Source organism: Cellulomonas sp. RIT-PI-Y (genome assembly GCF_025642745.1).
Classification (GTDB): domain Bacteria; phylum Actinomycetota; class Actinomycetes; order Actinomycetales; family Cellulomonadaceae; genus Cellulomonas.
Map to the genome: position 1 here is coordinate 58,687 of NZ_JANZKP010000002.1, position 26,840 is coordinate 85,526.

28 protein-coding genes are annotated in these 26,840 nt (G+C 72.7%); 16 read left to right on the forward strand and 12 right to left on the reverse strand.

The window, feature by feature from the left end:
• Positions 1-43 precede the first annotated feature (43 nt).
• Positions 44-1,441 carry a cystathionine beta-synthase gene (locus OGL89_RS01315; protein ID WP_263118035.1) on the forward strand — a complete coding sequence of 466 codons (1,398 nt, stop codon included), beginning with the start codon at positions 44-46 and terminating at the stop codon, positions 1,439-1,441.
• Between the two features lie 71 nt (positions 1,442-1,512).
• Here the strand turns inward: OGL89_RS01315 and OGL89_RS01320 are convergent, their stop codons facing one another.
• A complete protein-coding gene (locus OGL89_RS01320) occupies positions 1,513-2,769 on the reverse strand; it encodes an FAD-binding protein (protein ID WP_263118036.1) in 1,257 nt (418 codons plus the stop codon).
• Positions 2,770-2,909: 140 nt separating this feature from the next.
• On the opposite strand from OGL89_RS01320, the gene OGL89_RS01325 reads away from it, so the two are divergent.
• Together OGL89_RS01325 and deoD are read left to right on the forward strand one after the other, a co-directional pair.
• Positions 2,910-3,314 carry an FKBP-type peptidyl-prolyl cis-trans isomerase gene (locus OGL89_RS01325; protein ID WP_263118037.1) on the forward strand — a complete coding sequence of 135 codons (405 nt, stop codon included), beginning with the start codon at positions 2,910-2,912 and terminating at the stop codon, positions 3,312-3,314.
• Positions 3,315-3,330: 16 nt separating this feature from the next.
• Entirely contained in the window at positions 3,331-4,047 is a 717-nt protein-coding gene (gene deoD, locus OGL89_RS01330; RefSeq protein WP_263118038.1) for a purine-nucleoside phosphorylase, read from the forward strand.
• A 101-nt stretch (positions 4,048-4,148) separates the two neighbouring features.
• Here deoD and OGL89_RS01335 read toward each other — a convergent pair whose 3' ends face one another.
• Together OGL89_RS01335 and msrA are read right to left on the reverse strand one after the other, a co-directional pair.
• Complete coding sequence (locus OGL89_RS01335; RefSeq protein WP_263118039.1) at positions 4,149-4,841, reverse strand: HEAT repeat domain-containing protein; 693 nt, start codon at positions 4,839-4,841, stop codon at positions 4,149-4,151.
• 60 nt (positions 4,842-4,901) lie between these two features.
• A complete protein-coding gene (gene msrA / locus OGL89_RS01340; RefSeq protein ID WP_263118040.1) occupies positions 4,902-5,582 on the reverse strand; it encodes a peptide-methionine (S)-S-oxide reductase MsrA in 681 nt (226 codons plus the stop codon).
• A gap of 86 nt (positions 5,583-5,668) precedes the next feature.
• Between msrA and OGL89_RS01345 the strand changes: the two genes are divergently transcribed.
• The 3 genes from OGL89_RS01345 to ilvA all read left to right on the forward strand — a co-directional run bounded on the left by OGL89_RS01345 (position 5,669) and on the right by ilvA (position 9,251).
• A complete protein-coding gene (locus OGL89_RS01345) occupies positions 5,669-6,877 on the forward strand; it encodes a cystathionine gamma-synthase (protein WP_263118041.1) in 1,209 nt (402 codons plus the stop codon).
• An 80-nt stretch (positions 6,878-6,957) separates the two neighbouring features.
• Complete coding sequence (locus OGL89_RS01350) at positions 6,958-8,049, forward strand: AI-2E family transporter (RefSeq protein WP_263118115.1); 1,092 nt, start codon at positions 6,958-6,960, stop codon at positions 8,047-8,049.
• Complete coding sequence (ilvA, locus tag OGL89_RS01355) at positions 8,046-9,251, forward strand: threonine ammonia-lyase (RefSeq protein WP_263118042.1); 1,206 nt, start codon at positions 8,046-8,048, stop codon at positions 9,249-9,251. The genes OGL89_RS01350 and ilvA overlap by 4 nt, the downstream gene beginning before the upstream one ends.
• Positions 9,252-9,299: 48 nt before the next feature.
• On the opposite strand, the gene greA is transcribed toward ilvA, so the two are convergent.
• Together greA and OGL89_RS01365 are read right to left on the reverse strand one after the other, a co-directional pair.
• The gene (greA, locus tag OGL89_RS01360) at positions 9,300-9,788 is read right to left on the reverse strand and encodes a transcription elongation factor GreA (protein ID WP_263118043.1); all 489 of its coding nucleotides are present in this window, start codon (positions 9,786-9,788) and stop codon (positions 9,300-9,302) included.
• Positions 9,789-9,980: 192 nt separating this feature from the next.
• A complete protein-coding gene (locus tag OGL89_RS01365; RefSeq protein ID WP_263118044.1) occupies positions 9,981-10,376 on the reverse strand; it encodes a DUF4307 domain-containing protein in 396 nt (131 codons plus the stop codon).
• Between the two features lie 119 nt (positions 10,377-10,495).
• Here OGL89_RS01365 and mca point away from each other — a divergent pair, with 119 nt between their 5' ends.
• The 3 genes from mca to OGL89_RS01380 are packed head-to-tail and all read left to right on the forward strand — an operon-like array spanning position 10,496 to position 12,515.
• Entirely contained in the window at positions 10,496-11,344 is an 849-nt protein-coding gene (gene mca, locus OGL89_RS01370) for a mycothiol conjugate amidase Mca (protein WP_263118116.1), read from the forward strand.
• Positions 11,341-11,703 (forward strand): hypothetical protein, encoded by a 363-nt coding sequence (locus OGL89_RS01375; protein WP_263118045.1) that lies wholly within the window; start codon positions 11,341-11,343, stop codon positions 11,701-11,703. Before mca ends, OGL89_RS01375 begins: the two co-directional genes overlap by 4 nt.
• Entirely contained in the window at positions 11,700-12,515 is an 816-nt protein-coding gene (locus OGL89_RS01380) for a carbon-nitrogen hydrolase family protein (RefSeq protein WP_263118046.1), read from the forward strand. The genes OGL89_RS01375 and OGL89_RS01380 overlap by 4 nt, the downstream gene beginning before the upstream one ends.
• 1 nt (position 12,516) lies before the next feature.
• On the opposite strand, the gene OGL89_RS01385 is transcribed toward OGL89_RS01380, so the two are convergent.
• Positions 12,517-13,188: a hemolysin III family protein gene (locus OGL89_RS01385; protein WP_346770650.1), complete on the reverse strand. Its 672-nt coding sequence runs from the start codon at positions 13,186-13,188 to the stop codon at positions 12,517-12,519.
• 178 nt (positions 13,189-13,366) lie between these two features.
• On the opposite strand from OGL89_RS01385, the gene OGL89_RS01390 reads away from it, so the two are divergent.
• On the forward strand, positions 13,367-14,128 hold the full coding sequence (locus OGL89_RS01390) for an isoprenyl transferase (protein ID WP_263118047.1): 762 nt from the start codon (positions 13,367-13,369) through the stop codon (positions 14,126-14,128).
• 273 nt (positions 14,129-14,401) lie between these two features.
• Positions 14,402-15,739 (forward strand): PhoH family protein, encoded by a 1,338-nt coding sequence (locus OGL89_RS01395; RefSeq protein WP_263118048.1) that lies wholly within the window; start codon positions 14,402-14,404, stop codon positions 15,737-15,739.
• On the opposite strand, the gene OGL89_RS01400 is transcribed toward OGL89_RS01395, so the two are convergent.
• Positions 15,708-16,898 carry an FUSC family protein gene (locus OGL89_RS01400; RefSeq protein WP_263118049.1) on the reverse strand — a complete coding sequence of 397 codons (1,191 nt, stop codon included), beginning with the start codon at positions 16,896-16,898 and terminating at the stop codon, positions 15,708-15,710. The genes OGL89_RS01395 and OGL89_RS01400 overlap by 32 nt on opposite strands.
• A gap of 56 nt (positions 16,899-16,954) precedes the next feature.
• Here OGL89_RS01400 and OGL89_RS01405 point away from each other — a divergent pair, with 56 nt between their 5' ends.
• A complete protein-coding gene (locus OGL89_RS01405) occupies positions 16,955-17,440 on the forward strand; it encodes a MarR family transcriptional regulator (RefSeq protein ID WP_263118050.1) in 486 nt (161 codons plus the stop codon).
• 85 nt (positions 17,441-17,525) lie between these two features.
• On the opposite strand, the gene OGL89_RS01410 is transcribed toward OGL89_RS01405, so the two are convergent.
• Together OGL89_RS01410 and OGL89_RS01415 are read right to left on the reverse strand one after the other, a co-directional pair.
• A complete protein-coding gene (locus OGL89_RS01410; protein WP_263118051.1) occupies positions 17,526-18,941 on the reverse strand; it encodes a class II fumarate hydratase in 1,416 nt (471 codons plus the stop codon).
• A gap of 22 nt (positions 18,942-18,963) precedes the next feature.
• Positions 18,964-19,617, reverse strand: a complete 654-nt coding sequence (locus OGL89_RS01415; protein WP_263118052.1) for a carbonic anhydrase — start codon at positions 19,615-19,617, stop codon at positions 18,964-18,966.
• A gap of 125 nt (positions 19,618-19,742) precedes the next feature.
• Between OGL89_RS01415 and OGL89_RS01420 the strand changes: the two genes are divergently transcribed.
• The 4 genes from OGL89_RS01420 (at position 19,743) to ugpC (ending at position 24,271) form a co-directional block, all read left to right on the forward strand.
• Positions 19,743-21,032: an extracellular solute-binding protein gene (locus OGL89_RS01420; RefSeq protein WP_263118053.1), complete on the forward strand. Its 1,290-nt coding sequence runs from the start codon at positions 19,743-19,745 to the stop codon at positions 21,030-21,032.
• A gap of 108 nt (positions 21,033-21,140) precedes the next feature.
• Complete coding sequence (locus tag OGL89_RS01425) at positions 21,141-22,070, forward strand: sugar ABC transporter permease (protein ID WP_263118054.1); 930 nt, start codon at positions 21,141-21,143, stop codon at positions 22,068-22,070.
• Positions 22,070-22,921, forward strand: a complete 852-nt coding sequence (locus OGL89_RS01430) for a carbohydrate ABC transporter permease (protein ID WP_263118055.1) — start codon at positions 22,070-22,072, stop codon at positions 22,919-22,921. The genes OGL89_RS01425 and OGL89_RS01430 overlap by 1 nt, the downstream gene beginning before the upstream one ends.
• A 33-nt stretch (positions 22,922-22,954) precedes the next feature.
• A complete protein-coding gene (ugpC, locus tag OGL89_RS01435) occupies positions 22,955-24,271 on the forward strand; it encodes a sn-glycerol-3-phosphate ABC transporter ATP-binding protein UgpC (protein WP_263118056.1) in 1,317 nt (438 codons plus the stop codon).
• A gap of 54 nt (positions 24,272-24,325) precedes the next feature.
• On the opposite strand, the gene OGL89_RS01440 is transcribed toward ugpC, so the two are convergent.
• Genes OGL89_RS01440 through xseA form a run of 3 tightly spaced genes read right to left on the reverse strand, consistent with a single transcriptional unit; the run spans position 24,326 to position 26,827 of the window.
• Positions 24,326-25,240, reverse strand: a complete 915-nt coding sequence (locus OGL89_RS01440) for a carbohydrate kinase (protein ID WP_263118057.1) — start codon at positions 25,238-25,240, stop codon at positions 24,326-24,328.
• Between the two features lie 51 nt (positions 25,241-25,291).
• A complete protein-coding gene (locus OGL89_RS01445; RefSeq protein ID WP_263118058.1) occupies positions 25,292-25,534 on the reverse strand; it encodes an exodeoxyribonuclease VII small subunit in 243 nt (80 codons plus the stop codon).
• A gap of 9 nt (positions 25,535-25,543) precedes the next feature.
• Complete coding sequence (gene xseA / locus OGL89_RS01450; protein ID WP_263118059.1) at positions 25,544-26,827, reverse strand: exodeoxyribonuclease VII large subunit; 1,284 nt, start codon at positions 26,825-26,827, stop codon at positions 25,544-25,546.
• Between the last annotated feature and the right edge of the window lie 13 nt (positions 26,828-26,840).

The following is a 26,840-nucleotide window of genomic DNA, read 5'->3' on the forward strand; positions in this document are numbered from 1 at the left end:
CCCGCCACCACCCTTGTCCCCCTCTGCGACAGGAGCTCCCGCGGTGAAGTACGCCGAGCACATCTCCGACCTGGTCGGCAGCACCCCGCTGGTCAAGCTGAACACCGTGACCGCGGGCCTGTCGGCGACGATCCTGGCCAAGGTCGAGTACTTCAACCCGGGCGGTTCCGCGAAGGACCGGATCGCCGAGCGGATGATCGAGGCGGCCGAGGAGTCCGGCGAGCTGCGCCCCGGGGGCACCATCGTCGAGCCGACCAGCGGCAACACCGGCGTGGGTCTGGCGCTGCTGGCCCAGCGCAAGGGCTACCGCTGCGTGTTCGTCTGCCCGGACAAGGTCGGCAAGGACAAGATCGACGTGCTGCGGGCCTACGGCGCCGAGGTGGTCATCACCCCGACCGCGGTCGCGCCGGACCACCCCGACTCCTACTACTCGGTCTCGGACCGCCTGGTCACCGAGATCGAGGGTGCCTGGAAGCCGAACCAGTACGCGAACCAGAACGGCCCGGCCAGTCACTACGCCAGCACCGGCCCGGAGATCTGGGCCGACACCGACGGCACCGTGACGCACTTCGTCGCGGGGGTCGGCACCGGCGGCACGATCACCGGCACCGGCCGCTACCTGCACGACGTGTCCGCCGAGCGCGAGACCGGCCCGGTCCGGGTGGTCGGCATCGACCCGCTCGGCTCGGTGTACTCCGGTGGCGACGGGCGTCCGTACCTGGTCGAGGGGGTCGGTGAGGACTTCTGGCCGACCACCTACGACCCGACCGTCCCGGACGAGATCATCGCGGTCTCGGACACCGACTCGTTCACCATGACCCGGCGGCTGGCCCGTGAGGAGGCGCTGCTGGTCGGCGGCTCCTGCGGGATGGCCGTGGAGGGCGCGCTCCGTCTGGCACGCCGGCTGGAGGACGAGGATCCCGAGGCCGCCGCCCGGGCGGTGATCGTGGTGCTGCTGCCCGACGGGGGCCGTGGCTACCTGGCCAAGATCTTCAACGACTCCTGGATGCGGTCCTACGGCTTCCTGCCCGGCGGCGAGGGGTCGACGGTCGGCGACGTGCTGCGGACCAAGGACGGGTCGCTGCCCTCGCTGGTGCACACCCACCCGACCGAGACCGTCCGGGACGCGATCGAGATCCTGCACGAGTTCGGCGTCTCGCAGATGCCGGTCGTCGGCGCCGAACCGCCGGTCAAGATCGGCGAGGTGGCCGGTGCGGTCTCCGAGCGCGAGCTGCTGGACGCGGTGTTCGCCGGTAACGCCCAGCTCTCCGACCGGGTGGACCGGCACATGGCCGCGCCGCTGCCGCTGATCGGTGCGGGCGAGACGGTGGAGTCCGCGCAGAAGGCGCTGCAGGACGACGACGCGCTGATGGTGGTCGAGGGCGGTCAGCCGGTCGGCGTGCTCACCCGGCACGACCTGCTGGCGTTCCTCACCCGCTGAGCGCACCCGTCAGGCGCCGGACGGCAGCGCTCGCCCGCGGCCGGCTCCCGGTCGTCGGTGGTCGCGCGGTGTCACCGAGCCGCTCGGTGGTACACCCCGGCCTCCTCAAGGAACCGGTTCCCGAACTTCCGGTCCGGGTCCGACCGCTGGACCAGGTCCTGGAAGTCACGCCAGCGCTCCCAGCTCGCCGCCCCGTCGACGGCGTGGAACAGCTTCCCCCAGTGCGGGCGCGCGCCCAGCGGGTACAGCGCGGCCTCGATCGCGGGCAGCACCGACTCCACCTCGGGCTGCCGGGACTGCCAGGTCAGGTGCAGACCGACCCGGTCGCCGCCGTACGCGCTGCTCAGCCACAAGTCGTCGGCGGAGACGGTGCGCACCTCGGAGACCTGGAGCAACGGGGCGACCAGCGACCCGAGCGACCGCATCTCCTCGATCGCCGCCACGGCGTGCTCCCGGGGCACCAGGTACTCGGACTGCAGCTCGTCGCCGTTGGACGGGGTGAAGGCCAGCCGGAAGTGCGGCAGCCGGTCGTGCCAGGGGCCCGGGACGCCGAGCTGCTCGGTGCAGTTCACCGGGTCGATGCCGGGTAGCGGGTGCACCGGTCCGGGCGCGGGTCGGGCACCGAAGAGGTCGGCGCGCGGCCGGTAGGTGCCGCCACGCGGCAGCCGGGTCTTGCGCCAGACCTGCTGCACCGCCGGTCCGGTCCAGTCGGTGAACAGGCTGACCGAGTCCGCCGACCCGGTCACCGCGTCCAGGTCGGACAGCACCGCCTCCCAGGGCAGGTCGAGGTGCACCTCCTGCGCGACGTCGTAGGTCGGCTCGATGTCCAGCACCACCCTGGCCACCACGCCCAGCGCCCCGAGCCCGACCACCGAGCCCGCCAGCTCGTCGTCGCCGCGCCGCAGGGACCGCAGCCCGCCGTCGGCCGCGACCAGGTCCAGGCCGGCCACCGCCGACGACAGGTTGGCCGAGCCCGACCCGTGGGTGCCGGTGGACACCGCGCCGCCGACGCTGATGTGCGGCAGCGACGCCAGGTTGTGCAGCGCCCAGCCCTGTCGGTGCAGCTCCTCGGCCACCGTCCCGTAGCGCGCCCCGGCGGAGACCGTCGCGGTGCGGGCGTCGGGGTCGATGACGACCTCGGCCGGGAGCCCGTGCAGCTGCACCAGGTCGTGCTCGGTGTCCGCGAGGTGGTTGAAGCTGTGCCGGGTGCCGAGCGCGCGGATCCGCCGGCTCCGCGCCACCAGCTCCTGGAGCTCGTCGACGGTGGACGGCCGGTGCAGTCGATCGTGGTGGTAGGTCAGGTTCCCGGCCCAGGTGGTCAGCGTCATCGCTCGCCCTCTCGTTCGCCCTCGTCGGCTGCGGCGACGGTAACCCGTCCCGCCCCCGCGGGACCATGCGTTCGCTCGTGGGTGCACGAACCAGGCAGGATGGGGGAGACCGCGCGCATCCGATCCCGAGGAGCACCCCCATGTCCGCCACGCTGCCCCAGGCCACCGGTTCCTTCGGCGAGAAGCCGACCCTGACCTTCCCCGCGGGCGACGCCCCCGCCGAGCTGGAGGTCCTGGTGCTCGAGCCCGGCACCGGCTCCCTGGTCGAGGCCGGGGACGAGATCGAGGTGCACTACCTCGGCCAGAGCTGGAACGGGAACGTCTTCGACAACTCCTACGACCGCGGCTCCTCGATCAGCTTCCCGATCGGCGTCGGCGCGGTCATCGGCGGCTGGGACGAGGGCCTGGTCGGCCAGCCGATCGGCTCCCGCCTGCTGCTGTCGATCCCGCCGCACCTGGGCTACGGCGACCGTGGCGTCCCGCAGGCCGGCATCCGGGGCGGCGACACCCTGGTGTTCGTGGTCGACATCGTCTCCACCCACTGATCGGACGCTCGCGCAGATGGCTACCCCGCACATCGCCGCCGAGAACGGCGACTTCGCCCCCGACGTCCTGATGCCGGGCGACCCGCGCCGCGCCAAGCGGATCGCGGAGACCGTCCTGGAGGACGCCCGCCTGGTCACCGAGGTCCGCGGCATGCTCGGCTACACCGGCACCTACCGGGGCCGTCCGGTCTCGGTGATGGGCTCCGGCATGGGCATCCCCTCCATCACGATCTACGCCACCGAGCTGTACCGGTTCTTCGGGGTGGAGCGGATCATCCGGATCGGCACCGCCGGCGGCATGGCGCCGTTCCTCAACGTGGGCGACGTGGTGATCGGCACCGCCGCGCACACCGACTCCGACGTGCTGCGTCGGCTGGTGCCCGGGGCGAACTACTCGGCCGCCCCGGACTTCGGCCTGGCGTCGGCCGCCTACGCCGCGGCCACGACGGCGGAGGGCACCGGTGCGGTCTACGCCGGTGCGATCTTCAGCTCCGACTCGTTCTACAACAACGAGCCGGAGCTGCGCGCCGGCCTGGTCGCGCACGGCACCCTCGGGGTGGAGATGGAGGCCGCCGGTCTGTACGGCGTCGCCGACCGCGAGGGCAAGAAGGCCCTGGCCATCTGCTCGATCTCCGACCTGATGTTCCGCGCCGAGGAGCTCTCCGCCGCCGAGCGCGAGCAGCTGTTCGACCGCGCCGTCCAGCTGGGTCTGGCGGCGTTCGCGAACGCCTGAGCACACGGCACGGGGCGTCGGGACCACGGGTCCCGGCGCCCCGTCGTCGTCCTGCGGGTGAGGACCCCGATCGGCACGGACGCGGGCGGGGCCGGCCCGGCTCAGTCCGGCAGCACCCGGCGCAGCCGCGCCTTCTTCCGGTTCTCCCGGACGATCCACCGCACGTCCGGGTCGTCCACCGCCGCCAGGGCCAGGAATCGCGGCACTCCCGGCTCCGGCGCCCCCGCCACAGCCACGCTCCAGCAGTAGCCCAGCCCCTGGCGCAGCGTCCGGACGTCCGGCTGCCGGCGCGGACCGGGCGCGAGGGCGCGCAGCCGGTCGGTGGCCAGCCCGCAGACGTCCAGCGCGGCCAGAGCGGTCGCGGGGTCCCGGAGCAGCCGGGGCTCGCAGATCCCGGCGACGGCGGCCCGGATCACCAGAGGATCGGGGTCCGTCGCCCACAGCAGGGCCGTGGCGCGCAACCGCGCGGGGTGGTCGTCGCCGAGACGTTGCAGCGCCATCGCCGCGGCCTCCCGCACCCGCCAGAGGCCGTCACGCGCCCGCTCGTGCAGCAGGTCGACGGCGCCCGGGTCGGCGGCCAGCAGCCGGCCGAGGGCCGCGGTGCCACAGCTGCGCAGGTACTCGTCCGGGTCGTGCACCAGGCGCAGCGTCAGCGCGGGGCCGGCGTGCTCGACCAGGGCACCCAGGAGCGCCAGATCGCTGCGCGGACCGGGCAGCCCGGAGTGCGCACGGAGATAGGCCGGGACCTCCTGATCGGCGAGCCCCCGCAGGGCGTCGCGGTGCTGATCGGCCATGTGCCGGACCGTAGTCCGGCGCATGGCCTCGTCGCCGGGACGTTCGGCCGGCCGGTGACCTCAGGCCGACGCGACCCCGTCCACCGGTCGAGGGCAGGACACCCCGGTGCCGCCCAGACCGCAGTACCCGTTCGGGTTCTTGTCCAGGTACTGCTGGTGGTAGTCCTCGGCGTAGAAGAACGGGCCCGCCTCTTCGGCGGTGCGGATCTCGGTGGTGATCTCCCCGAAGCCGGACCGGGTCAGCCGGTCCTGGAATGCCGCGCGGGTCTCCTCCGCGGCAGCGGCCTGCTCGGGGGTGGTGGTGTAGACGGTCGACCGGTACTGGGTCCCGGCGTCATTGCCCTGCCGGAAGCCCTGCGTCGGGTCGTGGCCCTCCCAGAAGGCGCGCAGCAGGTCGGCGTCGGAGATCACCGTCGGGTCGTAGGCGACCAGCACCACCTCGGCGTGCCCGGTCAGGCCGGTGCACACCTCCTCGTAGGTGGGGTAGGGCGTGAAGCCGCCCTGGTAGCCGACCGCCGTGCTGACGACACCGGGCAGCTGCCAGAACACCCGCTCCGCGCCCCAGAAGCAGCCCAGGCCGACGACGAGGGTCCGGGTGCCCTCGGGCCATGGGCCCTGGATCGGGGTGCCGAGCACGGTGTGGGTGGTCGGGACGTGGTAGCCGTACGCGTCGCGGCCCCGCAGGGCGCGCTCCGGGGTGACCATGGTGGTCTTGAGTGCGGAACCGAACAGCCAGTTCATCAGGGGCTCCCCTCCTTGCGGGTCCGCGTTCCTCAACCGGTGACGTCCCCGTGTCATTCCCCGCGCGGAACGCCTAGCCTGTGCGGGTGACGAACCACGAGCAGGACTGGTCCGAGGCAGGTTTCTCCACCCGGGCGATCCACGCCGGTCAGGCGCCGGATCCGACCACCGGGGCGGTGGTCCCGCCGATCTACCAGGTGTCGACCTACGCCCAGGACGGTGTCGGCGGTCTCCGCAACGGCTACGAGTACTCCCGCTCGGCGAACCCGACCCGCACCGCGCTCCAGGAGGCGCTGGCCGCCGCGGAGGGCGGGGACGCCGCCTTCGCCTTCGCCTCCGGCCTGGCCGCTGAGGACACCCTGCTGCGCGCGGTGCTGCGCCCCAGGGACCACGTCGTGATCCCGGACGACGCCTACGGCGGCACCTACCGGCTGATCGCGCGGGTCTTCGGTCCGTGGGGGATCGAGCACACCCCGGCCGACCTCTCCGACGCCGAGGCGGTGGCCGCGGCGATCCAGCCCGGCCGCACCAAGCTGATCTGGGCCGAGACCCCGACCAACCCGCTGCTCGGCATCGCCGACATCGAGGTGCTCAGCGGACTGGCCCGCGGCGCGGGCGCCCTGCTGGTGGTCGACAACACCTTCGCCACGCCGTACCTGCAGCAGCCGCTGGCACTGGGCGCGGACGTGGTGGTGCACTCCACCACCAAGTACATCGGCGGGCACTCCGACGTGGTCGGCGGCGCGGTGATCACCGCGGACGGGGCACAGTTGCCGGTCGGGCTCACCGGGCCGACCGGGTCGACGGCGCTCGCGGACGCGCTCACCTTCCACCAGAACGCCTCGGGCGCCGTGGCCGGGCCGTTCGACGGCTGGCTCACCCTGCGAGGGCTGAAGACCCTGGGCGTCCGGATGGACCGGCACTGCGCGAACGCCGCCGCGGTCGCCCGGTTCCTGGTCGAGCGGGACGACGTCCCGGCGGTGATCTACCCCGGTCTGGAGTCGCACCCCCAGCACGACGTCGCCGCGCGGCAGATGTCCGGGTTCGGCGGGATGGTGTCCTTCCGGGCCGGCAGTGCCGAGCGCGCCGCCGCGATCTGCGCCCGGACCCGGGTGTTCACCCTGGCCGAGTCGCTGGGCGGGGTGGAGTCGCTGATCGAGCTCCCGGCCCGGATGACCCACGGTTCGGTGGCGGGCACCGCGCTGGAGGTGCCGGACGACCTGGTCCGCCTGAGTGTCGGCATCGAGGACGAGTCCGACCTGATCGCGGACCTGATCCGGGCGCTGGACCAGTGAGGTCCCGCCGCAGGCCGGCACTGCACGAGGGCGACCTCGCCACCGGCCACACGCCCCAGGGCTGGTCGGCCGAGCAGTCGGTGACCCCGGCGGTCCGGGCCGCCGCCGCCTGGTCCTGGCGGTTTCTGCTGATCGCCGGGGCCGCTGCGGCAGCGCTGTGGCTGATCGGCTACTTCAAGGTGATCGTGGTCTCGGTGGCCGTGGCACTGCTGCTCACCGTGCTGCTCAACCCGGTGGCGGCCTTCCTGCGGCGCCGCCTGCACTTCGGCCGGACGCTCGCGGCGATCAGCTCGGTGATCGGGTTGCTCGCGGTGGTGGCCGCGCTGGTGGTGCTGGCCGGGCGGTCGATCGCCGCCGGGTTCGGCGATCTGAGCGACCAGGCGTCCGAGGGCGTGGACAAGCTGCTCGACTGGCTGGCCACCAGTCCGTTGCAGGTCACGTCGGCCCAGGTCGGCGATCTGGTGGACCAGGGTCGCGAGCAGCTGCAGAACAACGCCTCGAGCCTGTTGTCCGGTGCGCTGTCGGTGACCACCACGGTCGGTCACGTCGCAGCCGGGGCGCTGATCTCCCTGTTCTGCACCTTCTTCTTCCTGCGCGAGGGCCGTACGGTCTGGTCCTGGGTGGTCGGCCTGCTGCCGCGCAGCGTGCGCGAGCGGGTGCACCAGGCGGGCCGTCGTGGCCTGGTCACGCTCAGCGCGTACACCCGCACCCAGATCCTGGTGGCCTTCGTCGACGCGGTCGGCATCGGCATCGGCGCGGCCATCCTGCAGGTGCCGCTGGCGCTTCCGCTGGCGACGCTGGTGTTCGTCGGCTCGTTCATCCCGATCGTCGGCGCGATCGTCACCGGTGCGGTCGCCGTGCTGGTGGCGCTGGTCGCGCACGGACCCGTGATCGCGCTGATCATGCTCGGCGTCGTCCTGCTGGTGCAGCAGCTGGAGGGGCACATCCTGCAGCCGTTCCTGATGGGGCATGCGGTGTCCCTGCACCCGGTGGCGGTGCTGCTGGTCGTGACCGCGGGATCGATGGCGGCCGGGATCGTCGGCGCGCTGTTCGCGGTGCCGATCGCCGCGGTGCTGAACACCGTGGTGCTCTACCTGCACGGGCACGACAAGTTCCCCCAGCTCGGCACGGAGGACCACGTCGCGCAGCGGACCCCGAGAGCCGCCGCGTGACCTTCCTCGATGACGTGCGGGCGGCAGCGGAGCTGCTCGACGGTGTGGTCACGCGCACGCCGGTCGAGTTCTCCCGTGCCCTGAGTCAGATCGCCGGGACCGACGTCTACCTCAAGTGCGAGAACCTGCAGCGCTCCGGCTCGTTCAAGGTCCGCGGCGCCTACGTGCGGATGGCCCGGCTGACCGACGAGGAGAAGGCCCGCGGCGTGGTCGCGGCGAGCGCGGGCAACCACGCTCAGGGTGTCGCCCTGGCGGCCGCCAAGCTCGGGATCGACGCGGTGGTCTACATGCCGATCGACGCCGCGCTGCCCAAGATCGCCGCCACCCGGGAGTACGGCGCCGAGGTCCGGTTGCACGGTGTGACCGTGGACGAGGCGCTGGCCGCCGCCCGCGCGGAGTCCGAGCGCACCGGCGCCGTGCTGATCCACCCGTTCGACCACCACGACGTCGTGGTCGGGCAGGGCACCCTGGCGCTGGAGATCGTCGAGCAGGTGCCGCAGGCCGCGACGGTGCTGGTGCCGGTCGGCGGCGGCGGGCTGGCCGCCGGGATGCAGGGCGCGCTGGCCGAGCTCCGGCCGGACGTCCGGGTGATCGGGGTGCAGGCCGCCCGGGCCGCCGCCTACCCGGCCTCGCTCGCCGCGGGCAAGCCGACCACGGCCCCCGAGCTGCACACGATGGCGGACGGGATCGCGGTCGGCACCCCCGGCCGGGTGCCCTTCGACCTGCTGCACCGGCACGACACCGAGGTCCGGACCGTGTCGGAGGAGGACCTGTCCCGCGCCCTGCTGCTCACCACCGAGCGGGCCAAGCTGCTGGTGGAGCCGGCGGGCGCCGCCGGGGTGGCCGCGGTGATGGCCGGGGGACCGGGGGCGTTCACCGGGCCCGTGGTGGTGCTGCTCTCCGGCGGGAACATCGACCCGTTGGTCCTGCTCCGGGTGGTCCGGCACGGCCTGGCCTCCTCCGGCCGCTACCTGCAGCTGCGGGTCCGGCTGCACGACACCCCGGGCGCCCTGGCCGGGCTGCTGCGCGAGCTCGCCCGGCTCGGCACCAACGTCATGCACGTGAACCACACCCGCACCGGCGTCGACCTGGACGTCGACGAGGTCGAGGTCGAACTCCAGGTCGAGACCAAGGGACCCGAGCACTGCGCGGGCGTCCTGGCGCGGCTGCGCGACGACGGGTACCGGTTGTCCGAGCACTGAGAAGGCCCGCCCCCCAGGAGGGGAGCGGGCCTTCCGGGTGCGGCGTCGTCAGCCCACGAACGGCTTCGCGCTGAGGATCTTCACCGGGATGTCCTTGCCGTTCGGCGCGGTGTAGGACGTCGAGTCGCCGACCTGGTGGCCGTTGATCGACTCGCCCAGCGGCGAGGTCGGGGAGAACACGTCGATGTCGGCGGTGCCGGCGATCTCCCGGGAGCCGAGCAGGAAGGTCATCTCGTCGCCCGCGACCTCGGCGACGACGACCATCCCCGGCTCGACCACGCCGTCGTCCGGCGGGGTGCCGATCTGCACGTTGCGCAGCTTGGCCTGGAGCTCGCGGATCCGCGCCTCCTGCTTGGCCTGCTCCTCGCGTGCGGCGTGGTAGCCGCCGTTCTCCTTCAGGTCGCCCTCGTCACGAGCGGCGGCGATGCGCTCGGTGACCTCGGCGCGACCCGCACCCTCGAGGTGCTCCAGCTCCGCCTTGAGGCGGTCGTAGGCCTCCTGCGTCAACCAGGTGGTGGCCTGCGTCGTGTCGGTCACGTCCCACTCCTTCCAGCAACGGGCGCACCCTGGGGTGGCTGCGCTCGAAAAATCGCCTCGCCCCGACGTGCGTGCGTGTCCGCGACGGGTGGGAACGGGTGCTCCGCCTCACGGTCGCATCGACGGTCACGTCGGACCGAGGCGGCGTCTTGAATCCGCCATCATAGCGAAGAAGCGGTCACAAGGCCCGGTTCATCGCGCCTCGCACCCGTGGACGACGGCGGTCACGGCCTCCTCGGCGGTGGGAACGGTCGCGGTCACCCGGGTGGTCTGCTCGGCGGACGGGCCCACGGTGATCTGCTGCACGCCCACCTCCGCGTGGCTGTTGCTGAGCGCCTGCACCCGGCACACCGCGACCTCGCCGGGGTCCTGGATCACGTCGAAGGTGATCTCCACCGCCGTGCTGCCGTCGATCCGATACCCGACCTCGTTCCAGCGCACCGCGGTCCCCGCCGCGCCCAGGCCGATCCAGATCACGATGCCCAGGCCGACCGCCGCGAGCACCACCAGACCGATCCGGGCCGCGCGACGCCGGGTCGGGGACGCGGTGGGTCCGTACCGGCCGGCGGGGGGCTGGACGCTGCTCACGGGGACTCCTGTCGGTTCGGCCGTGTCGGACGGATGAGCGATCATTGTCCCTTGTCGGGTCCGGACCCGACGACGCGACCAGAAGGAAGCCACGGAACGTGACCGAGCAGCTCCGCCTGATGGCGGTCCACGCCCACCCGGACGACGAGTCGAGCAAGGGCGCCGCGACCACCGCCCGCTACGCCGCGCAGGGGGTGGACGTCCTGATCGTCACCTGCACCGGTGGCGAGCGCGGGGACATCCTCAACCCGCACTACCCGCCCTTCTCCGGCACTCCGGAGGAGATGGGGCGGATCCGCCGCGCCGAGATGGCGGCCGCGGCCGCCGCGCTCGGGGTGCGCCAGCAATGGCTGGGCTTCGTCGACTCGGGGCTGCCCGAGGGCGACCCGCTGCCGCCGCTGCCGGAGGGCTCCTTCGGCCTGCAGCCGCTGGAGGACGCCTCGGCCCCGCTGGTCGCCGCGGTCCGCGCGTTCCGGCCGCACGTGATCACCACGTACGACCCCACCGGCGGCTACCCGCACCCGGACCACATCATGACCCACCGGGTGGCCTTCGAGGCCTTCCACGCCGCGGGTGACCCGGAGCGCTACCGGGGCGCCGGCGAGCCGTGGACCCCGTCGAAGCTCTACTACAACCACGGCTTCTCGATGAAGCGGCTGCGCACCGTGCACGAGGCGATGATCGCCCGGGGCCTGGAGTCGCCGTTCGGGGAGTGGGTCGAGTCCCGGGCCGCCAGGGAGATGCCCGAGCGCGAGGTCACCACCCTGGTGCCGGTCGCCGAGTTCTTCGAGCAGCGTGACGCGGCCCTGCGTGCGCACGCCACCCAGATCGACCCGGAGGGCTTCTTCTTCGGCATCCCGCGCGAGCTCGAGCGGGAGGTGTGGCCCTGGGACGAGTACGAGCTCGCCGAGTCCCGGGTGCCGACGGCCCTGCCCGAGGACGACCTGTTCGCGGGGCTGCGCGGATGAGCGCCGCGACGCTGCACGGTGCCTGGCTCCAGGTGTGGGCCGAGGTCGGACCGAGCCCGAGTCCGAGCGTCCAGGAGATCCCGCCCGCGGACCAGACCTCGCCGGGGCTGATCGGCTTCCTGGTGACGTTCGGTGTGGCGATCGCCGTGATGCTGCTGGGGTACTCGCTGGTCCGCAAGCTCCGCCGGGTCGAACGACGCGGACGTCAGCTGGAGGCCGAGGAGCGGGCGGCGGCCGAGGCGGCGCGGCAGGAGAGCTCCGGTGGCCCCGCTGACGGCGCTCGCGGGGAGCGGTCCGGTGGTCCGGAGGGGACGCGGACGGACGCGGATCCCGGAGCGGACGGCGTGGACCCCCGATGACCGGCGCCCCGGTCCGCCCCGCCGTGCGCCTGACCGTGGGTCAGCTGCGGGTCAGCGACGATCACGCCGCCAACCGCGAGACCGTGCGCCGGGCGATCGGCACCGCGGCCCGGGCGCATGCGGACCTGCTCGTGCTGCCCGAGTACGCGGCCGGGTTCGACCCGCGCGGCACCGGGCCGGAGCACGCCGAGCCGCTGGACGGGGAGTTCGTCACCCTGCTCCGCGAGCAGGCCGCCCGGACCGGGGTGGCGATCCTGGCCGGCACCATGCTGCCCGGGGACGGCGAGCGGGCCGTGAACGCGGTGGTCGCGGTCGACGGCCGTGGTGGGCTCGCCGGGGTCTACCGCAAGGTGCACCTCTACGACGCCTTCGGCCACCGGGAGTCCGATCGGCTGGTGCCCGGCCCGGTCGACGCCGCGCCGCTGGTGCTGGACGTCGCGGGGATGCGGGTCGGCGTGATCACCTGCTACGACCTCCGGTTCCCCGAGTCGGCCCGCCGCGTGGTGGACGCCGGTGCGGACGTGCTGGTGGTGCCCGCGGCGTGGGCGCCGGGCCCGTTGAAGGCGCTGCACTGGCGCACCCTGGCGATCGCCCGGGCGATCGAGAACACCGTCGTGGTCGCGGCGGTCGGCCAGGCCGGCCCGGGCACCATCGGCCGGTCGCTGGTGGTCGGCCCGGACGGGGAGATCGGGCTGGAGCTCGGCGACCAGCCGGAGCTGCGCACGGTCGACCTGGACCCGGGTCTGCTGGCCGAGGTCCGCGAGGGCAACCCGTCGTTGGCGAACCGCCGCTACCGGGTGGTCCCCGCCTGACTCAGCGCAGCACCGCCATCGCCACCGCGATGAAATGGCAGACGATGCCGACGACGGTGAGCGAGTGGAAGATCTCGTGGAAGCCGAACCAGCGCGGGCTGGGGTTGGGCTTCTTCAGGGCGTAGACCACGGCCCCGATCGTGTAGGCGAGCCCGCCGACCGCGACCAGCCACACCACCGCCGGCCCGCCGGAGGGCGCCCGCCAGAACGAGGGCAGGAACCACACGGCGACCCAGCCGAGGGCGATGTAGCTGGGCACGTAGACCCATCGCGGCGCCCCGAGCCAGAACACCCGGGCCAGCACGCCGACCAGGGCCCCGGCCCAGACGACGATCAGCAACGGGCGGCTGGTGGACGCCGGGAGCAGAGCGACGGCCAGCGGCGTCAGGGTCCCGGCGATCACCAGGAAGATGTTGGTGTGGTCGAGCCGGCGCAACACCCCGGCGACCCGGGGCGACCAGGTCCCGCGGTGGTAGACCGCGCTGGTGCCGAACAGCATCATGGCCGACAGCCCGAAGACCGCGCAGGCCCAGGTCAGCGCCGCGCCCGGTGCCAGCACGACCAGCACGATCGACGCGGCGGTCACCAGCGGGAACATCCCGGCGTGGATCCAGCCACGCAGCTTGGGCTTGATCGCGGCGGCGATCTGGTCGGCGGTCTCGGCGACCTTCACGTCTGACCTCCAGGGGATGGCGGGATGGGCGACCCGACGAGCGTAACTTACGCAACCGTAGGTTAGGGCGGCCTGCACAGATCCTCCTCGCGCGGGACGTGGGCTCGACGCCGGTCCGCACCCCCGCTGCCGGTACGGTGATCCCCGTCCGATCCGAGCCTGCCGAGGAGCCGCCACCGTGCGCCTGCCACACCCGCTGTACGGGTTGTACGAGCGGCGACTCGCAGCCTCGTTGCCCCGGCAGCAGCTGCCCCGGCACATCGGCGTGATCCTGGACGGCAACCGCCGATGGGCGCGCAGCCTCGGCGAGTCCACCGCCACCGGTCACCGTCGTGGCGCGGAGCGGATCGCCGATCTGCTGGCGTGGAGCGAGGAGGTCGGGGTCGAGGTCGTCACGCTGTGGATGCTGTCCACCGACAACCTCAGCCGGGACCCCGAGGAGCTCACCCCGCTGCTCGGCATCATCGAGGACGCGGTGCGTGAGCTCGCGGCCACCCGGCGCTGGAAGCTGCAGGCGGTCGGCTCGCTGGACCTGCTGCCCGAGCACACCGCCCAGGTGCTGCGCGACGCGGAGGCCGCCACCGCGGACATCACCGGCCTGCACGTGAACGTCGCGATCGGTTACGGCGGTCGACGGGAGATCGCGGACGCGGTGCGTTCCTACCTGCGGGAACGGGCGGCCGACGGTGCGAGTCTGGACGAGATCGCCGGCAGCTTCGACGTGGAGCACATCGCCGATCACCTCTACACGAAGGGTCAGCCGGATCCGGACCTGGTGATCCGCACCTCCGGCGAACAGCGACTCGGCGGCTTCATGCTGTGGCAGAGCGTGCACACCGAGTTCTACTTCTGCGAGGCGTACTGGCCGGACTTCCGGCGGGTCGACTTCCTGCGGGCGATGCGCGACTACGCGGCGCGGGACCGTCGTCGCGGGAAGTAACGGCCAGGTGAATTCTCGGATGTGAGCGGCGACACACCCGCGCGGCAACGCTGCCGCGTCGCGGGGCAGGCTTAGCGTCGCCGCAACGGATGGCACCAGCCGTCCCCGGGAGGCCAGCCCATGGAGCACCAGCTCCGGGAGGAGGGCCGGATCCGGCCCGACTCGCGGGCCGTCCGCCCTCACCCCGTCGACGCTCGTCCACCGGCACGTCGCCGGGTGGACGACGGAGGCCCGATTCGGCGCTGACAGTTCAGGCGCCGGAGGGAGTCAGCCGTGGTCAGCACTCCGGGAACCCGGACCCATGTCCTCGACACATCGGTCCTGCTCTCCGACCCGCGAGCGGTCCGCCGCTTCGCCGAACACGACGTCGTCCTCCCTCTGGTGGTGATCACCGAGCTCGAGGCCAAACGACACCACGCCGAACTGGGCTTCTTCGCGCGGGCCGCGCTGCGGATGCTGGACGAGCTGCGGCTGGAGCACGGCAGCCTGGACGCGCCGCTGCCGATCGGCGACCACGGCGGCACGCTCTGGGTGGAGCTCAACCACACCGACCCGGACGCCCTGCCCGCCGGCTTCCGGCTCGGGGACAACGACTCCCGGATCCTGGCGGTGGCGGCGAATCTGGCCAAGGAGGGCAAGGACGTCACGGTGGTCTCCAAGGACCTGCCGATGCGGATCAAGGCCTCCGCGATCGGGCTGCGCGCCGAGGAGTACCGGCACGAGCTGGCGGCCGAGTCCGGCTGGACCGGGATGGACGAGCTGCAGCTGACCGAGCAGCAGATGGCCGACCTGTGGGAGCACGAGTCGGTGCCCCTGCTCGACCTGGACGGCGGCGACCGGGACGACCGGCCCGCCCCCGCCGACCTGCTCTGCCACACCGGTCTGGTGCTGCACAGCCCGCGCGGCTCGGCGCTCGGCCGGGTGACCGCGGACAAGCAGATCCAGCTGGTGCGCGGCGACCAGGACGTGTTCGGGCTGCACGGGCGCTCCGCCGAGCAGCGGGTCGCCATCGACCTGCTGATGGATCCCGAGGTCGGCATCGTCTCGCTCGGCGGCCGGGCCGGCACCGGCAAGTCGGCGCTGGCGCTGTGCGCGGGGCTGGAGGCGGTGCTGGAGCGTCGTCAGCACCGCAAGGTCATGGTGTTCCGGCCGTTGTACGCGGTGGGCGGCCAGGAGCTCGGCTATCTGCCCGGCAGCGAGGCCGAGAAGATGAACCCGTGGGCCCAGGCGGTCTTCGACACCCTCGGTGCCCTGGTCAGCCGGGAGGTGGTCGAGGAGGTCATGGACCGGGACATCCTCGAGGTGCTGCCGCTGACCCACATCCGCGGGCGTTCGCTGCACGACGCCTTCGTGATCGTGGACGAGGCCCAGTCGCTGGAGCGGAACGTGCTGCTCACCGTGCTGTCCCGGATCGGTCAGAGCTCACGGGTGGTGCTGACCCACGACGTCGCCCAGCGCGACAACCTGCGGGTCGGGCGGCACGACGGGGTCGCCGCGGTGGTGGAGACGCTCAAGGGCCACCCGCTGTTCGGGCACGTGACGCTGACCCGCTCGGAGCGTTCGCCGGTGGCCGCGCTGGTCACCGAGATGCTGGAGGGGCTGGAGCTCTGAGCGCCGCGGGCCGCCGTCCACCGGGGTGCACCGGGTGGGCGGCGGCCCGCGTGCGCCGGCGGTCGCCGGGTCGCTCCGCGTCGAGCGTCGCCGGGTCGCCCGCCTCGGTCGCCGGGGTGCCGGGCCGGGCGGCGATCACGGCGACGGCGACGCCGATCAGCGCGCCGACCAGGGTGTCCAGCGCCCGGTCGACCGCCATCGTCACGGGCTCGGCGGTGCCGCCGATCGACGTCATCAGCAGGGCCATCGGCGTGATGGTCAGCATCGCCAGGCCGTAGTGCCGTCCCACGACCACCTCGGTGACCACCTGGAGCCCCACGACCAGCACCGCCACGGCCCAGAACGGCAGGTGTGCGCCCAGCAGCGGGACCGCGACCAGTGCGCCGCCCAGGGTGCCCAGCCCGCGCTGGATCGCCCGTTGGCCCATGTGGTGCACGTCGCGTCCGTGCAGGACCGCGGTCGCCCCCATCGCCGCCCACGCGGGATGCCCCCATCCGGCGAGGGAGGCCACGGCACCTGCGGCCACCGAGGCGCACAGCACCAGCAGCGCCGAGCCGAGCACCGCCGGGTCGTGCCGCAGGAGGCTCCGGAGCCGGGGCGCGGCGCCCCTCGCGCCCCGGTCGACCAGGGCGCCCGCGTTGCAGACCGCCAGCGCCGCGGCGACCCCGACCAGGGTGGCCACCGTCCGCTCGGCCACCGCCGTCCCGGCGTCCCCGGTGATCGGCACCAGACCCGCTCCGGCCGCGAACACGATGATCGTGCCGCCGGGTGGACCGGTGCGCAGCAGAGCGCAGGCCGCGGTCGCCAGCGCCGCGATCGCCCCGATGGCGACCAGGAGCACCGGCGTGGGAGCTCCCCGGCCGGACAGCACCGAGCAGAGCAGGACCGCCGCCGCGAGCGATCCTCCGGCCAGGGTCATCAGCCGCCAGCGCCAGGCGTAGACCTCGTCCCGGCCGTAGAGCGAGGCGAGTGCCCCGAGCGCCGCGAAGCCGGCCAGGTCGGTGTGCCCGGTCAGCGCCGCGACCAGGAAGGCCAGGGTCACCGTCAGCCCGCACCGCACCGCGCCGCCGAGCGTGCCGGACATCCGGTTCACGCGCATGGCCGCGCGGAACTGGTCGGGGTGGGCGAGGTCGCGGAGCAGGGAGAGTCGGTGTGGCACCCGAAGATCTTACCCGGGTGGTTTATCTGTGAACTAACGGCCGCTATCCTGCGGACGTGGACTACGTCGACCGCCTGCGCTCCGAGTGGGCCCGCACCGTGCCGGAGATCGACACCTCGCCCGCCGAGGTGGTGGGCCGGGTGTCCCGGATCGCGTCCCTGATCACGGCGCACATCGACGAGGCGTTGACCGGCAGCGGACTGACCCGTGGCGAACTCGACCTGCTCAGCGCGCTGCGGCGCGCGGGCCGGCCGATGCGCGCCTCCGAGGTGTCGACGGTCACGCAGTCCTCCGGCGCCGCGATCACCAAGCGGACCGACGCCCTGGACCGGGCGGGCCTGATCCACCGCGCGGTCCCGGACCGTGACCGGCGCGGTGTCCTGCTCTCCCTCACCGACGAGGGCCGCGCGACCGTGGACCGGCTCACCCCCGTGCGCACCGCGGTCGAACGCGACGCGCTCGCGGACCTCGACCCGGACGAGGCCGCGCAGCTCGCCGCGCTGCTCTCCCGCGTCCTCACCCGGATCGACCGCCACACCTGAGGGACGAGTGGTCGCCGAGAAGCCACGTCCTGTCGGCCCGCGGGCGGATCGTCCGACGGCGTACGGCTTCTCGGCAGCCGGTCGTCTAGCGCGCGGGGTGGGTCATGCTGAGGAGGTCCAGAGCCCGGTCCAGCTGCTCGACGGTCAGCTCGCCCCGCTCCACGTAGCCCAGGTCGAGCACCGCCTCGCGCACGGTGATCTGCTGCGCCACCGCGTGCTTGGCGATCTTCGCGGCCGCCTCGTAGCCGATCATGCGGTTCAGCGGGGTCACGATCGAGGGCGAGGACCCGGCATAGGCGCGACCCCGCTCGACGTCCACCTCCAGGCCGTCGACGGTCTTGTCCGCCAGCACCCGGGCCGCGTTGGCCAGCAGCCGCTCGGACTCCAGCAGCGCCTGGCCCATGACCGGGATCTGCACGTTCAGCTCGAAGGTGCCGCTCGCCCCGGCCCAGCCGACCGTGGCGTCGTTGCCGACCACCCGGGCGCAGACCATCAGCACGGCCTCGCAGATCACCGGGTTCACCTTGCCCGGCATGATCGACGACCCGGGCTGCAGGTCGGGGATCCGGATCTCGGCCAGGCCGGTGTTCGGGCCGGAGCCCATCCAGCGCAGGTCGTTGCAGATCTTGGTCAGGCTGACCGCGACGGTGCGCAGCGCCCCGGAGAGCTCGACCAGCCCGTCCCGCGCCCCCTGGGCCTCGAAGTGGTCCCGGGCCTCGGTCAGCGGCAGGCCGGTGTCCTGCCCGAGCAGCTCGATCACCCGCTGCGGGAACCCGGCCGGGGTGTTGATCCCGGTGCCGACCGCGGTGCCGCCCAGCGGGACCTCCGCGACCCGGGGGAGGGCGGCCTCGACCCGCTCGATCCCGTGCCGGACCGCCGCCGCGTAGCCGCCGAACACCTGGCCGAAGGTGACCGGGGTGGCGTCCATCAGGTGGGTGCGGCCGGACTTCACGTCGTCGGCGTGCTGCGCGGCCAGCCGTTCCAGCGACGACGCGAGGTGGTCCAGCGCGGGCACCACGTCGTTCACCAGGGCGTCGGTGGCGGCGACGTGCACCGAGGTCGGGAACACGTCGTTGGAGGACTGCGAGGCGTTGACCTGGTCGTTCGGGTGCACGTCGGTGCCGCTGGAGCGAGTGGCCAGGGTGGCCAGCACCTCGTTCATGTTCATGTTCGAGCTGGTGCCGGACCCGGTCTGGTACACGTCCACCGGGAAGTGCGCGTCGTGCCGGCCGTCGGCGACCTCGTCCGCCGCGGCCACGATCGCGTCCGCGACCTCCTGGTCCACGATGCCCAGCTCCGCGTTGGCCAGCGCCGCGGCCTTCTTCACCCGGGCCAGCGCGGCGATGTGCCCACGCTCCAGCCCGGACCCGGAGATCGGGAAGTTCTCCACCGCGCGCTGGGTCTGGGCGCGGTACAGGGCGTCGGCCGGGACCCGGACCTCGCCCATCGTGTCGTGTTCGATCCGGAACTGTCCGGCGGCGTCATCGGCGCGGGTGCTCATGGCCGGTCATCCTGCCATCCGATCAGGCCGACGGCTCCTCACCGACGTCGCCGATCGCCGAGGTCAGCCTGGCCACCCCGTCGGAGAGCGCGTACTCGACGCCGACCACCGCGACCCGGCCCTCGTCGATCGCCTCGGCCAGGGCGAGGGAGTAGCCGCGCAGCATGTCCACGGTGTGCCGGACGTGCTCGCGGCCCAGGTCGGCCGCGGAGACCTTGGTCAGGTCGGTCTGCCCGCCGTTCGGGTCGTGCACCAGCGAGACGATGGACGGGATCACCCGGTCCACCACCGCCCGCACGAAGCCGCGGGCCTGCTCGCCGGTGGTGAGGGCCTGGGTGGCTGCCGCGACCGCGCCGCAGGACTCGTGACCGAGGACGACGACCAGCGGGGCGCCCAGGATCTCCACCCCGTACTCGATCGAGCCGATCACCGTGGTGTCCAGCACGTGCCCGGCGGTGCGGACCACGAACAGGTCGCCGAGCCCCTGGTCGAAGATGATCTCCGATGCCACCCGGGAGTCCGAGCAGCCGAACAGCACCGCGAACGGGTGCTGAGAGGTGCTGACCTCGACCCGGCGGTCGATGCCCTGCGACGGGTGGGCCATCTCCCCCCGCACGAAGCGGTCGTTGCCCTCGCGGAGGGCGGTCCAGGCCTGGGACGGGGTGAGCTGAGACATGGGTCCATCGTCCCACGCGACGCACGCACAGCCCGCACCGATCCTGCGCTCCGGTGGCACACCACCAGCGCACGGGGTAGCACTAGGAGCAGACAACCCCACACGCACGACGAGGTAGGTGACTGGTGCAGAGACGGTCGAGGGCGATCGCCGCGGCAACGGGGGTGGTGCTGGCGGCGACGCTGGCCGCCTGTGCCCCGTCCGACGACACCCCGGTGTTGACCTGGTACACGAACCCGGACGACGGGGGGCAGGCGGAGCTCGCGCAGCAGTGCACCGAGGCCGCCGACGGGGCCTACCGGATCGAGGTGTCGGTCCTGCCCCGGGAGGCGAGCTCGCAGCGCGAGCAGCTGGCCCGGCGGCTGGCGGCGTCCGACTCCTCGATCGACCTGATGAGCCTGGATCCGCCGTTCATCCCCGAGCTGGCGAACGCCGGCTTCCTGGCCCCGGTGCCCGACGACGTGGCCGAGCGGGTCAGCCAGGACGTGGCGGCCGGCGCGCTGGCCGGTGCGACCTGGAACGACGAGCTGGTCACCGTGCCGTTCTGGGCCAACACCCAGCTGCTCTGGTACCGCACCTCGGTCGCCGAGGCCGCCGGCCTCGACATGTCGAACCCGGTCACCTGGGACCAGGTGATCGACGCCGCCAAGGACCAGGACAAGACGCTGGGCGTGCAGGGCATCAAGGCCGAGGCGCTGACCGTGTGGATCAACGCGCTGGTCGAGTCGGCCGGCGGGCACATCGTGCAGACGCCGGAGGCCGACGCCGAGGACGTCGAGCTCGGACTGGACTCGGACGCCGGCCGGGAGGCCGCGCGGATCATCGGCGAGATCGGGTCGGAGCGGCTCGGCGGCGCCGGACTGCCCACCCAGGACGAGAACGCCTCGCTGTCCCAGTTCCAGGGGGACTCCGGGTCGTTCATGGTCAACTGGCCGTTCGTCTGGCCCGCCATGCAGTCCGCGGTCGACGCCGGGACCCTGGACCAGTCGGTGCTGGACGACGTCGGCTGGGCGATCTACCCGCAGGTCACCGAGGGCGAGGACGCGGCACCGCCCTACGGCGGGATCAACTTGGGCGTCGGCGCGTTCAGCGAGCACACCGACCTCGCCTACCAGGCGGCCGAGTGCATCGTGCAGCCGGAGAACCAGGCCGCGTACTTCGTGTCGAACGGCAACCCGCCCGCCAACACCGCCGCCTACGACGACCCCGAGGTGCAGGAGACCTTCCCGATGGCGGACGAGATCCGGCAGTCGCTGGAGCAGGCCGCACCCCGGCCGCAGACCCCGTACTACAACGAGGTCTCCCAGGGGCTGCAGGAGACCTGGCACCCGCCGGCGTCGGTGAACCCGGACAGCACGCCGAAGACCTCCACCGACTTCATCCTGGCCGTGCTGCGAGGGGAGCGTCTGCTGTGATCACACCCCACGAGACCAATCGCCGCGCCCGCGCTTCCGAGGGAGCCCCGAGATGATCACACCCCACGAAACCACTCGCTTCGCTCGCGCTTGCGAGGGGACCCCGAGATGAGTGCCGCCAGCCCCGCCAAGCCCCGCAGGTCCGACCGCGCGAAGGCCGAGGCCCGCCTCGGCTGGCTGCTCGCCGGGCCGGCGTTCGTGGTGATGCTGGCCGTCACCGCGTACCCGATCCTGCAGGCGGTCTACGAGTCCCTGTTCCGCAACCGCCTGACCGCCCCCGACGACCGCGCGTTCATCGGTCTGGGCAACTACGGCGTGATCCTCAGCGACTCCCTGTTCTGGAAGTCCCTGGGCGTCACGACCGGGATCATGGTCATCACCGTGGTGATCGAGATGGTGCTGGGCTTCGCGCTCGCCCTGGTCATGCACCGGGCGGTCAAGCGGCTGCGCGGCCTGCTGCGCACCGCGATCCTGGTGCCCTACGGCATCATCACCGTGGTCTCGGCCTTCGCCTGGTTCTACGCGTTCAGCATCGACTCCGGCTACGTCAACTCCTGGTTCGACTGGGTGCCGGGCATCGACGCCGACCTGAACTGGTTCGCGCAGACCGGCACCAGCCTGTTCGTGATCATCGCCTCCGAGGTGTGGAAGACCACGCCGTTCATCTCGCTGCTGCTGCTCGCGGGGCTGGCCCAGGTGCCGAGCGACCTGGAGGAGGCCGCGCAGGTCGACGGCGCGACCTGGTGGCAGCGGATGAAGCGGGTGGTGCTGCCGAACATGAAGGCCGCGGTGATGGTCGCGGTGCTGTTCCGGGCGCTGGACGCGTTCCGGATCTTCGACAACGTCTTCATCATGACCAACGGCGCGAACGACACGACCGTGCTGTCGTTGCTGGCCTACCGGACGTCGATCGGACGGCTGGAGATCGGGCTCGGCTCGGCGATCTCGGTGCTGTTGTTCGTCTGCGTGATCATCATCTGCTTCATCGCGATCAAGATCTTCAAGGTCGACCTCGCGGGTGCGAGAGGGGAGCGCTGATGGGCGGCGCACTGAGTGGCAAGCAGAAGGTCGCCTGGGCGGCGATCACCGTCGCGGTGCTGGTGTACGCGCTGTTCCCGGTGATCTCGATCATGGCCACCTCGTTCAAACTGCCCAGCGAGCTGAACTCCGGCAGCTTCCTGCCGGACACCTGGACGCTGACCAACTACGAGCAGATCCTCGGCCCGGACGGCTCCGCGCAGGAGCTGTTCCTGTCGGCGCTGCGCAACTCGGTGGGCATCTCCCTGATCGCCACCGCCATCTCGGTGGTGCTGTCCACCCTGGCGGCCTACGCGATCGCCCGGCTGGAGTTCCCGGGACGCAAGCTGATCCTGACCACCGCGCTCGGGGTCTCGATCTTCCCGGTGATCTCGATCGTGACCCCGCTGTTCAACCTGTGGCGGTCGATCGGGCTCTACGACACCTGGGCCGGTCTGGTCATCCCGTACCTGTCGCTGACCCTGCCGATCTCGATCTGGACCCTGACCGCGTTCTTCCGGCAGATCCCGTGGGAGCTGGAGCAGGCCGCCCAGGTCGACGGTGCCACCACGTGGCAGGCGTTTCGCAAGGCGATCGTCCCGCTGGCCGCGCCCGGCGTGTTCACCACCGCACTCATCGCGTTCTTCATCGCCTGGAACGACTTCGTCTACGGCATCTCGCTGACCTCCACGGAGGCCGCCCGGCCGGTCCCCGCCGCCCTGGCGTTCTTCTCCGGCGCCTCCCAGTTCGAGGACCCGACCGGCGCGATCTCCGCCGCCGCCGTGGTCGTGACCATCCCCGTCGTCATCCTGGTGCTGTTGTTCCAGCGCCAGATCGTGTCCGGGCTGACCCAGGGCGCGGTCAAGGGCTGAGGCCCGGCGCGCTTCCCACGAAGGAGCTTCACCATGGCATCCATCACCCTCACCGACCTGGTCAAGAAGTACGGTGACGGCTATCCGGCGGTGAACGGCGTCAGCCTCGACATCAAGGACGGCGAATTCGTCATCCTGGTCGGCCCGTCCGGCTGCGGGAAGTCCACCCTGCTGCGGATGATCGTCGGCCTGGAGGACATCACGTCGGGCGAACTGAAGATCGGCGACCGGGTCGTCAACGACAAGGCGCCGCGCGACCGCCACCTGGCGATGGTGTTCCAGAACTACGCCTTGTACCCGCACCTGACCGTGTTCGAGAACATCGCGTTCCCGCTCCGGCTGCAGAAGGGCCAGTTCACCGAGGCCCAGATCACGGACCAGGTGGAGTTCGCCGCGGACACGCTGGAACTGCGCGAGCACCTGGACCGCAAGCCGGCCAACCTCTCCGGCGGTCAGCGCCAGCGGGTCGCCATGGGCCGGGCGATCGTCCGGGACGCGCAGGCGTTCCTGTTCGACGAGCCGCTGTCCAACCTGGACGCCAAGCTGCGTGGCCAGATGCGGACCGAGATCGCCCGGATGCAGCGCCGACTCGGCACCACCACGGTCTACGTCACCCACGACCAGACCGAGGCGATGACCCTGGGCGACCGGGTCGCGGTGCTCCGCAAGGGCGAGCTGCAGCAGGTGGCCAGCCCCCGCGCCCTGTACGAGCAGCCGAAGAACCTGTTCGTGGCCGGCTTCATCGGCTCCCCGCCGATGAACTTCCTGCCCGGCCAGGTCTCCGGCGACACCCTGACCCTGCCGTTCGCCGAGGTCCCGATCGACGACCGGCTGCGGTCCGCGATCGGCGACCGCGAGCTGGTGATCATCGGCCTGCGTCCCGAGCACGTCGAGGACGCGAAGGTCCTGGACGACGCCAAGCGTGGCGCTGGGGTCGTCTTCGGCGCCGAGGTGGACGTGGTGGAGTGGCTGGGCGCCGAGCTCTACGCCTACATCCCGTTCGAGACCCACCAGGACGTCGCCGGGAAGCTGGAGGAGCTGGACCGGGACCTGGACGGCGAGGGGATGCGCACCCAGATGGTGGTGGCGCTCGGGTCGGAGAGCCGGGTCCGTGACGGCTCGGACGCCGAGCTGTGGTTCGACCCGGCCCGGCTGCTGGTCTTCGACCCGGAGTCCGGCGAGAACCTCACCTACGACGACTCCGAGGCGTCCCGGATCGACTCCGAGACCGAGGAGGACCGCCGCGCCGCGCTGGAGCGTGCTCAGCGCGAGGCGGAGAAGAAGCAGGGTGGGGATCGGACGGAGACCGCAGGGGGGCAGCCGACCGGCCGGCACCGCGAGGCGTCCTGAACCCGGCGCCACCCGGCCCGTCGACCCCGGAGGGGGTGGACGGGCCGTTCGCCGTCAGGCGTCCAGCTCGGCGGTGGTGGGCGGGTTGGCCCCCTCGCGGGAGACGGTGATCGCGGCGATCCGCACGCAGCGGATCAGCACCTGCTGCACCGCGTCCAGTCCGATGGCCCGCAGCGCCTCACGGTGGTCCGCGCCGAGCAGGCCCGCGGACCAGAGCCCGTCGATCAGCCCGGACATGAACGAGTCCCCGGCACCGACGGTGTCCGCCACCCGCACCCGCGGCGCGGTGACGGCCAGCTCCTCGCCCCCGGCGGTCACCGCCAGCGCGCCCTCGCCGCCGAGGGTCACCACGACCAGCGCCGGACCGCGTCGCGCCCAGTCCCGGGCGATCTCCTCCACCGGCACCCCGGGGTGCAGCCAGGCCAGGTCCTCGTCGGAGACCTTCACCACGTCGGCCAGCCCGATCAGGTGCTCGACCAGCGGGAGCGTGACGTCGGGCGCCGCCATCAACGCCGGGCGCAGGTTCGGGTCGTAGGTGATCGTCGCGGTGTCACGGTGCGCCGCCAGCAGTGCGGCCACCTTCGCGCCGCCGGGGGAGAGCACCGCGCCGATCGACCCGGTGTGCACCACCAGCGGGCTGCCGACCTCCGCCTCCGGCAGGTCCCAGCTCAGATCGAAGTCGTAGGTGGCCGAGCCGTCCGCGTCCAGGTGCGCGGTCGCGACCGGGGTGCGCTCCGGCCCGCCGTCGCCGGTCAGCACCCGGACCCCGGAGCCGGTCAGATGCTCCCGGACCAGGTCGCCGTGCGGGTCCCGGGCCAGCCAGGTCAGCAGCGCGGCGTCCCGGCCCAGGCGGGACAGCCCCAGTGCGACGTTCGCCGGGCTGCCGCCGGGGTGCTCGCTGCGGTCGCCGTCCGGGCGGACGACGGCGTCGACGAGGGCCTCGCCGATGATCAGTGCGGATTCGGTCACGGTGGTTCTCCAGTTCAGCGTCGTTGCCGGGCGGGAGCAGGGGGCCGTCGATCAGGAGTCGGCGGACCCCGGGCGTTCCTGGCCGTCACCGTCGGCCTCGCGGGCCGCGTCGAGTCGCTTGCGGGCGCCGTCCAGCCACTCCTGGCAGCGGGCGGCCAGTGCCTCGCCCCGCTCCCAGAGCGCCAGCGACTCCTCCAGGCCGGCGCCACCGGCCTCCAACCGGGAGACGACGGCGACCAGCTCGTCCCGGGCCTGCTCGTAGGACAGCTCTGCGATGTCGGTGCGCTCGCTCACGGGCTCCATCTAACCAACTTCCGGCTCGGGACGGCGCTTGGCCGGCGCCACGGCCAGCACGGTCGCCATCAGCTCACCCTGGGCGACCCGGATCCGCAGACTGTCCTTGGCCGAGACCGAGGCGGCATCCCGCACCACGCCGCCGTCCGAGGTCTGCACCACGGCGTAGCCGCGCTCCAGGGTGGCGGCGGGGGACAGCGCACGGACCTGGGCGGCCAGCGCGCCGACCTGGTGGCTCGCGCCGGTCAGCGCGTGGTCCAGGCTGCGCCGCGCGGCCTCGCGCACGCGCTGCACCTCGGCTGCCCGGTCGTCGATCATCGACTGCGGGCGCGCCAGCACCGGACGGGAGCGGATCTGCGCCAGGCCGTCCGCCTCCCGCCGGACCCGGTGCTCGATCGCCGAGCGCATCCGGTGGCGCGCCTGACCGACCTTGGCCCGCTCCTCGCCCACGTCCGGCACGATCCGCTTGGCCGCATCGGTGGGCGTGGACGCCCGGTAGTCGGCCACCAGATCCAGCAGCGGACTGTCGGTCTCGTGCCCGATCGCCGACACCAGCGGCGTCCGGCAGGCTGCGGCGGCCCGGACCAGTGCCTCGTTGCTGAACGGCAGCAGGTCCTCGACCGCGCCGCCGCCCCGGGCGACCACGATCACCTCCACCCGCGGGTCGGCGTCCAGCTCGGCGATCGCCTGCGACACCTGCGGCACCGCGCCCGCTCCCTGCACCGCGACCTCGCGGATCTCGAACTCGACCTGCGGCCATCGCGCCCGGGCGTTCACCACCACGTCGTGCTCGGCCTTCGACTCCCGACCGCAGACCAGGCCGATCACCCGGGGCAGGAACGGCAGGGCCACCTTCCGCCCGGCGTCGAACAGTCCCTCCGCCGCCAGCACCTTCTTCAGATGCTCGATCCGGGCCAGCAGCTCGCCGACCCCGACCGCGCGCACCGCGTCCGCACTCAGCTGCAGGGTGCCGCGCTTGGTCCAGAACGTCGGCTTGGCGTGCACCACCACGTGGGCGCCCTCGGTCAGCGGCGTGGTCGCCCCCGCCAGCACCCCCGCGGGCATCGACACCGGCAGCGACATGTCGACATCGGTGTCCCGCAGGGTCAGGAACGCGATCCCCGCGCCCGGCCGCCGGTTCAGCTGGACGATCTGCCCCTCGACCCACAGCGGGGACATCTTCGCGACGTAGTCCGCGATCTTGGCCGACAGCAGCCGGACCGGCCACGGCGACTCGGGGGTCGTGTCGAGCGCCCGTTCGGGCAGGGCGGGCGGAGTGCTGGGGGAGGACACGGCTCCACCCTGC